3 protein-coding genes are annotated in these 7,843 nt (G+C 73.4%); all 3 read left to right on the forward strand.

Translation table 11 applies throughout. The annotated features are described in order from the left end of the window. The coding region (gene recC, locus ON39_RS15540; RefSeq protein ID WP_040734774.1) for an exodeoxyribonuclease V subunit gamma at positions 1-3,090 on the forward strand (3,090 nt) is incomplete at its 5' end. 55 nt (positions 3,091-3,145) lie between these two features. After that, positions 3,146-6,643, forward strand: coding sequence for a UvrD-helicase domain-containing protein (locus ON39_RS15545; protein WP_083894472.1), 3,498 nt, complete (start codon positions 3,146-3,148; stop codon positions 6,641-6,643). Next, positions 6,640-7,843 (forward strand): AAA family ATPase (locus tag ON39_RS15550; RefSeq protein ID WP_040734775.1); only part of this gene is annotated, 1,204 nt, incomplete at its 3' end. The genes ON39_RS15545 and ON39_RS15550, both read left to right, overlap by 4 nt.

Consider the following 7,843-nt stretch of genomic DNA (forward strand, 5'->3'; position numbering starts at 1 on the left):
CCCGAGCGGGTCGTGTGGACGTTGCTGCGGGTGATCGATGACGCGCTCGGCGAGCCGTGGTGCGCGGTCCTCGCCCGGCACCTCGGCGCCCACGACACGGCCGGACGCGACCACCGCGTCGGCCGCCGCTACGCCACCGCCGCGCAGCTGGCGTCGCTGTTCGACAGCTACGCGGCGCAGCGCCCCGGGCTCGTGATCGAGTGGGCCGCGGGCCGCGACACCGACGGCGCGGGCAACCCGGTGCCGGATGATCTGCGGTGGCAGCCCGAGCTGTGGCGGCGGCTGCGGGCGGAGGTCGGCGCGCCGAGTCCGGCCGAGCGGCTCGACGCCGCGTGCGCGCGGCTGCGCGCCGAGCCTGAACTTGTTGCATTTCCGGCGCGCTTCTCGTTGTTCGGCGCGACCAGAATGTCCACCGATCAACTCGCCGTGCTGTCGGCGCTGGCCGAGACCCGCGAGATCCATCTGTGGCTGCCGCACCCGAGCCCGGCGATGTGGACCGAGCTGGCCGGTGCCCCCGCCGCCGTCTCACGCTCCGCGGATCTCAGCGGGAGTGCGGTGCGGCACCCGCTGCTGGCGGGTCTCGCCCGCGATGTGCGGGAATTACAGCAGCGGCTGGCGGCGACGGCTTCGGACACCTACTACCCGCCTGCCTCGGAAGACGTTGTGCCGGAACGCGATACGGACAGTCTGCTCGGGGCGTTGCAGGCCGGTATCCGCGACGACCGTTGGCCGCCCGCGCCGCGCGCCGCCGACGCGACGGTGCAGGTGCACGCCTGCCACGGCCCCGCGCGCCAGGTCGAGGTGCTGCGGGAATGCCTGCTCGGATTGTTCGCCGCGGACGACACCCTGGAGCCGAGGGACGTGCTGGTGATGTGCCCGGAGGTGGAGGCGTACGCGCCGCTGGTGCGCGCGGCCTTCGGGCAGCGGGTGCCCGGAGCGGTCGAGCACGCGCCGGACTCGGCCCACCCGGCCCATCGCCTGCGCGTGCGGCTCGCCGATCGCGGTCGCGGCGTGACCAATCCGCTGCTCGCGGTGGTCGGCGTGCTGCTCGAGCTGGCCGACGGCCGGGTCACCGTGACGCAAGTGCTCGATCTGGCGGCGGCCGAAACCGTCCGGCGCCGTTGCGGATTCGACGACGACGATATCGAGCGGCTGCGTGAGTGGGCCGCCGAGTCCGGCGCGCGCTGGGGGATCGGGCAGCGGCAGCGTCAGGCGTTCGGGCTGGCCGATTTCGCGCAGAACACGTTGAATGCCGCGGTCGACCGGATCCTGCTCGGCGTCACGGCGGGCGAGACTGCCGAGGCCGGCATCGATGGCGGCTCAGCAGGCTGGCTGGATCTCGCGCTCCCGCTCGATGACGTGGACAGCAACGACGTCGATCTGGCCGGCCGTTTCGCGGAGTTCATCGACCGGCTCGCGGTGTGCCTGCGCGATCTGCGCGGCCCGCGCCCCGCGCACGAGTGGGCGGCGGTGCTCGGCCGGGCGCTGGATCTGCTGACGGACGTGCCGGATTCGCAGTCGTGGGTGCGCACCGAGGCCAGGCAGGAGCTGGCGGCCGCGACCGAGCACGCGGGCGATGTGTCGCTGCGCCTGGCCGACGTCGAGGTGCTGCTGCGCTCCCGGCTGGCGGCCGCGCCGACCCGCGCCAACTTCCGCACCGGCGAGCTGACCGTGTGCACCATGGTGCCGATGCGGTCGGTGCCGCACCGCGTCGTGGTGCTGCTCGGCCTCGACGACGACGTGTTCCCGCGCGCGGGCGGCGTGGACGGCGACGACGTGCTCGCCCGCGAACCCCTGCTGGGCGAACGAGATCCGCGCAGCGAGGACCGGCAGCTGCTGCTCGACGCGATCCTCTCCGCGACCGAGCGGCTGCTGGTGTTCCACACCGGGGCCGACCCGGTGACCGGCGCCCACCGCCCGCCGGCCATCCCGGTCGCCGAGCTGCTCGACGCGCTGCGCGCGCACGTCGGCGCGGCGGGCATGGCCGAGGTGGTGACGCGGCATCCGTTGCAGGCCTTCGATCGTCGCAACTTCCGCGCCGAGCGCCCGTTCAGCTTCGACACCGTCGCGCTCGGCGGCGCGATCTCGGCCGGACAGCCACCGAGTCCGCGCCCCGCCTTCCTGCCGGAGCCGCTGCCCGCCCCCGAGCTCACGGATGTGGCGCTGGCCGACCTGATCTCGTTCGTCGAGCACCCGATCCGCGCCTTCCTGTGGCAGCGCCTCGGCCTGCGCGTGCCCGAGCACGAGGAGGACATCGCCGACCGCCTGCCCATCGAACTCGACGGCCTGGCGAAATGGGAACTGGGCGAACGACTCCTGACCGCCCGGCTGACCGGCGCGGACCCGGCCGGGCTGCGCGCCGCCGAGTGGCGCCGAGGGACGTTGCCGCCCTTCGGGTTCGGCGCGGCGGTGCTGGACGAGGTCGAGCACACGGTGGACAAGCTGGTTCGCGCGTCGCAGGGCGACTACGAGGGCGTGCCGCGCGCGGTCGACGTCGCGATCGATCTCGGCAACGGCCGCAGGCTCACCGGCACCGTGCCCGAGGTGCGCGGCGAGACGCTGGTGCGCACGACCTTCTCCCGGCTCGCCCCGAAACACCGGATCAGCGCCTGGGTTTCGCTGCTCGCCCTAGCCGTCACCGAGGACCGGTCGTGGCGCGCCGTCACCACCGGTCGCGGCCAATTCGGCCGTCCCGCATGGCGTTCGGAGATCACGGCGCCGGATATGCCTGCCGCGCGGGCCATCCTGCGCGAGCTCGTCGCGCTGCGCGACGCCGGGCTCACCGAGCCGCTGCCGATCACGCAGGGCGCGACCGCCGCCTACGCCGAGCGTCGTTTCCGCGGCGCCGACGCCGAGGAGGCCGTCGTCGCCGCCGAGCGCGAATTCAACGGCGGGCCCAACGGACCCGGCCCGTTCGGCGACCACACCGACCGGCACCTGCGCTACGTCTGGGGTCCCGCGCCGCGGCTCGAGCACCTCATGGCGATCCCCGCGCCGCCCGGCGAGCCGGGGGAGAGCACCCGGTTCGGCGCGCTGGCCCGGCGGCTGTGGGCGCCGCTGTTGGGCGCCGAAAGCCAAGGCCAACCGTGACGGTGGGCACCGTAACGCGTGTCGGTGGCGCGGTGGCGCGCGCCGGAGCGGCAGAATGGCGGTTTCGGCGGGTCGAAAGGCGGGTGCTCGGGTGACGGTGCAGGACACCTCCTTCGCGGTGCCCGAGTTCGACGCGCCCGACAGCTTCGAGCCGTACGGCGCGCTGCCCACCGGGACGACCGTGCTCGAGGCGAGCGCGGGGACCGGTAAGACGCACGCCATCGTCGGGTTGGCGGTGCGCTACGTCGCCGAGGCCGGGATCGACGTGTCGCAGCTGCTGCTGGTCACGTTCAGCCGGGCGGCGACCCAGGAACTGCGCGAGCGCACCCGGGACCGGTTCGTGGCGGTCGCCGCGGGCCTGGCCGATCCCGAGCTGGCCCGCGCGCACGCCGACGAGCTGATTCGGCATCTGGCACAGGCGGATCCGGACGAGGTGCGTCGCAGGCGGGCCCGATTACTCACGGCCCTCTCGGATTTCGACGCGGGCACCATCGCCACCACGCACAGCTTCTGCCAGCGGATGCTGGACGAGCTCGGGCTGGCCGGCGAGCACGATCCCGGCGCGCGGCTGGTCGAGACCGTCGACGAGCTGGTCGGCACCGTCGCCGACGATCTGTACCTGCACCGCTACGCGCGCACCGAGCCGCCGTTCTCCGTGAAGGAGGCGCACACGCTGGCGCTGGCCGCGGTGCGCGACCGGCACGCGGTGCTGATGCCCAAGGGCGACGCCGCGGCGGGCGAGCGAGTGGCCTTCGCCGCCGCGGTGCGCGCGGAGACCGAGCGCCGCAAGCGCTCAGCCGGTCTGCGCGACTTCGACGATCTGCTCGTGCTGCTGCACGACGTGCTCGCCGACGCCGAGCACGGCCCGCGCGCCTGCCGCCGCATCCGCGAGCGCTACCGGGTCGCGCTGGTCGACGAGTTCCAGGACACCGACCCGCTGCAGTGGGACATCCTGCGCCGCGCCTTCCACGGCCACACCACGCTGGTGCTCGTCGGCGATCCGAAGCAGGCCATCTACGCCTTCCGCGGCGCGGAGGTGCTCAGCTACCTCGACGCGGTCGCGCACGCCGACACCCGCAAGGAGCTCACCACCAACTGGCGCAGCGACGCGGGGCTGCTGGCCGCGCTGGATCACCTGCAGGGTGGAGCGGCCTTGGGGCACAAGGAGATCACCGTCTACCCGGTGGCCGCCACCCGGTCGTGGTCGCGGCTGTCCGGGTCGGACGAGCTCGTCACGCCGCTGCGGTTGCGGTGTCTGACGCGCACGGGTGCGGGGCCGTTGAACAAGTCCGGTTTTCCGGCCGTCGGTCGCATGCGCGCGAAGGTCGCCGACGATCTGGCGGCCGATATCGTGCGGTTGCTCGAGTCCGGCGTCACGGTCGGTTCCCATGCGCATGGTGTGTCGAAAGCCGAAGCGGCACAGGGGGAGGCGATCGGCGGCCCGATTGTTTCGGGCGACGAGCGACCGCTCCGGCGCATGGCTTCCCATGCTGCGGGCGGTGTGCCTCGCAGGCCCGTCGGTCCGGGCGATATCGCGGTGCTGGTGCGTACTCGATCCCAAATCGACGTGGTGCGAGCGGCTTTGGACCGGGTCGGGGTCGCCTCCGTCCTCGCGGGCGGCACCAGTGTGTTCGCGACGAGCAGCGCCACCGACTGGCTGTGGCTGCTGCGCGCGCTGGAGCAGCCGCACCGCGGCGACCGGGTGCGGCTGGCGGCGTGCACGCCGCTGATCGGCCTCACCGCCGCCGAGATCGACAGTGGCGGAGCGGATCTGGTCGGCCGGGTCAGCGCGCAGCTGCGCGACGCGGCCCGGCTGTTCGCGCGCGCGGGCTTCGCCGCCGTCTTCGAGAAGATCTCCGCCGAGGCGGATCTGGCGCGTCGGTTGCTCGCGGTGGAGAACGGCGAGCGGCAGCTCACCGATCTGCGGCACATCGCGCAGCTGCTCGATCAGGTCTCGCTCACCGAGTCGCTCGGGCTGACCGCGCTCACCCGCTGGCTGACCGATCGGGTGCGCGACCCGGCCTCGGGCACCGTGGCCGATCGCAGCCGCCGCCTCGACCGTGACGCCGCCGCCGTGCAGATCGCCACCGTGCACGCCAGCAAGGGCCTCGAGTTCCCGATCGTCTACCTGCCGTTCGCCTGGGACAACGCGAAGAATCCGTACCCGGCGACGCTGCTGTACCACGACGACAACGACATGCGCGTGCTCGATGTCGGCGGCCCGGACGCGTCCGGCTACGCCGAGCGCAAGCTGCGCAGCGAGACCGAGGAGGCGGGCGAGGAGCTGCGGCTGCTCTACGTCGCGCTGACCCGCGCCATGTGCCAGGTCGTCGCGTGGTGGGCGCCCGCGATCACCACGGCCGCCTCGCCGCTGCACCGGATGATCCTGGGCCGCCCGGACGGCGGTGACACCGTGCCGCCGCGCGCGTCCGTGCCGGCGGATGCCGTTGCGCCCGATCTGCTTTCGGCCTGGGCCGGGGGAGCGGCGCAGGCGATCTCGGTGACGGCCGTCGCGGGCGCCGACGACGTCGCCATCCAGCGGGTGCGCACCGAGCCCGTCACCGGCGAGCTCGCCGCCGCGCGCTTCGATCGCAGGCTGGATCAGCATTGGCGGCGCACCTCGTACTCGGCGCTGACCGCGTCCGCGCACGGCCCGGCCACCCCCGAGTCGGAGATCGAGCCGGAGGACGAGCGCGGGCGCGGCGACGAACCGAGCACCCCGGCGGTGGCCGAGGTCGAGGAGGTGTTCGCGGGCGCGCCGTCGCTGATGAACTCGCTGCCCTACGGCGCGGAGTTCGGCACCCTGGTGCACGGCGTGTTCGAGCTGATCGACACGGACGCACCGGATCTGGCCGCCGAGGTGGCGGCTCGCTGCCGCGCCGCCGTCGGCGAACTCATGGCCGAGGCCGATCCGGACGTGCTGAGCACCGCCCTGCTCGCCGTGCTGCGCACCCCGCTCGGGTTCGGCTCGCTCGCCGAGATCTCCAGCCGGGATCGCTTGAACGAGTTGGAGTTCGAGCTGCCCCTGGCCGGAGGCGACACGCCCAGCGCCGAATCGGCGACGCTGCGCCGGATCGCGGACCTGCTGCGCGCCCACTTGCCCGGCGACGACGCCCTTTTCGTCTACGCCGATCATCTGGCCGCCCTCGACGACCTCCCGCTGCGCGGCTACCTGACCGGCAGCATCGACGCGGTCCTGCGCGTGAACGACGGCGCGGACACGCGTTTCGTGATCGTCGACTACAAGACCAACCGCCTCGGCACCGGCGACCTCACCGTCGACCACTACTCCCGCGACCGCATGGCCGCCGAGATGCTCCGCTCGCACTACCCCCTGCAGGCCCTGCTCTACGCCGTAGCCCTGCACCGCTACCTGCGCTGGCGCCTGCCCGGCTACGACCCCGGCCGCCACCTCGGCGGCGCCCGCTATCTGTTCGTGCGCGGCATGATCGGCCCCGAAACCCCCACGGGTCACGGCGTTTTCGACTGGAACCCACCCGCCGCCCTGATCGCCGCCCTCTCGGATCTCCTCGCCGGCGAGGTCGCCCGGTGACCTCGATCCAGTTGGCGCAGCGGGCGACCGGGCTGCTGCGCACGTTCAACGAGGCGGGGGTGTTGTCCGCCGCGGACGTGCACGTCGCGGTCAGGCTCGGACGGCTCGGGCGGGAGGACAGCGAGGAGGTGTTGTTCGCGGCGGCGCTCGCGGTGCGGGCGGTGCGGTCCGGGTCGGTGTGTCTCGAGCTGCATCGGATGCGGGAGATCGGCATCGACGCGGACGAGACCTGGGATACGGGGGAGCGGATCGATCCGGCGACGCTGCCATGGCCAGATATCGACAAGGTGGTCGGCGCGCTGCGGGTGAGTCCGCTGGTGACGGGTGGGCCCGCCGGTCCGCTGCGGCCGTTGCGGCTGGTCGAGTCCCAGCGCCGTGACGATACCGGTCCGCTGCTGTACCTCGACCGGTATTTCCAGCAGGAGCAGACCGTCCGGCGGGTGCTCACCGAGCGGTCGGGGCAGCACCCGGTGGTCGACGTGAATATCGTTCGCCGCGAACTGGATCGGCTCTTCGACGCGCCGACCGCAGGCGTGCCCGACCGGCAGCGGCTCGCGGCCGCGCTCGCCGCGACGCACTGGACCACGGTGGTCGCGGGCGGCCCTGGCACCGGCAAGACGCACACCATCGCGCGCGTCATCGCCCTGCTCGACGCGCACCGCAAGGCCAACCCCAAGCTGCCCGCGCTGCGTATCGCGCTGGCCGCGCCGACGGGCAAGGCGGCGGCCCGGCTGCAGGAGGCGGTCCGCGAACAGGCCGACGAGCTGGGCCTGCCCGATCTGACCGCCGCCACCCTGCACCGCCTGCTCGGCTGGCAGCGCGGGCGCGCCACCCGGTTCAAGTACCACGAGTTCAACCGGCTGCCCTACGACGTGATCGTGGTCGACGAAACCTCCATGGTGTCGCTGACCATGATGAGCAGGCTGTTCGCCGCCCTGCGCCCCGACACGCGCCTGGTGCTGGTCGGCGACCCCGACCAGCTCGCCTCGGTCGACGCGGGCGCGGTCCTCGCCGACCTCGTCGCGGGACCCGTTGCGGGCGAACCCAATCCGGTGCTCGACGAAATCTTGGGCGCCGACTCGCCGGAATCGGCCGCGCCGGAGCAGCATCCGTCCGCGCTGACGGCACTCGAACGAACCCGCCTGCGCGGCGGCATCGTTCGGCTCACCCGCGGCCGCCGCTTCGGCGGCCGGATCGCCG

It is taken from the genome of Nocardia tenerifensis NBRC 101015 (assembly GCF_000308715.1).
Lineage (GTDB): Bacteria > Actinomycetota > Actinomycetes > Mycobacteriales > Mycobacteriaceae > Nocardia > Nocardia tenerifensis.

What these genes read in the sequence shown, in the direction of transcription:
- ON39_RS15545 (WP_083894472.1), top strand. Translation starts at nt 3,146, where the DNA reads ATGGCGGTTTCGGCGGGTCGAAAGGCGGGTGCTCGGGTGACGGTGCAG.